Source organism: Erwinia typographi, assembly GCF_000773975.1.
Classification (GTDB): Bacteria; Pseudomonadota; Gammaproteobacteria; order Enterobacterales; family Enterobacteriaceae; genus Erwinia; species Erwinia typographi.
In genome coordinates this window covers 1-460 of the sequence record NZ_JRUQ01000064.1, presented here as the reverse complement: position 1 = coordinate 460, position 460 = coordinate 1, and the positions used below count along the sequence as shown (strand labels likewise).

General features: G+C 50.0%; 1 protein-coding gene. It reads left to right on the top strand.

Annotated features, from left to right (window positions below):
• Positions 1 to 72 precede the first annotated feature (72 nt).
• Positions 73 to 460, top strand: a 388-nt coding sequence (locus NG99_RS22255; RefSeq protein WP_034897952.1) for an IS256 family transposase, incomplete at its 3' end; no start/stop codon positions are given.

Sequence of the window (460 nt, the reverse complement as noted above, 5' to 3'; positions counted from 1 at the left end):
GAGCCTGTACATAGATTTGTGTAATTGCCTGATTTTGATATGTTCAATCCAACATCAAAAACAGGTTAATTTATGGACGAAAAACAGTTGCAGGCCCTGGCTAACGAACTGGCCAAAAATCTCAAAACCCCTGACGATCTCAACCAGTTCGATCGCCTGTTGAAAAAAATCAGCGTCGAGGCGGCGCTCAACGCCGAAATGACCCATCACCTCGGCTACGATAAAAATCAGCCCAAACCGGCGACCAACTCCCGCAACGGCTACACCCAAAAGACGGTTATCACTGGCGATGGCCCACTGGAACTCCGTACTCCGCGCGATCGTGATGGTTCCTTTGAACCCCAGCTGGTGAAGAAGAACCAGACCCGGATCACCGGGATGGATAACCAGATTTTATCGTTGTATGCCAAAGGGATGACCACTCGAGAGATCGCCGCTGCGTTCAAAGAGCTGTATGACG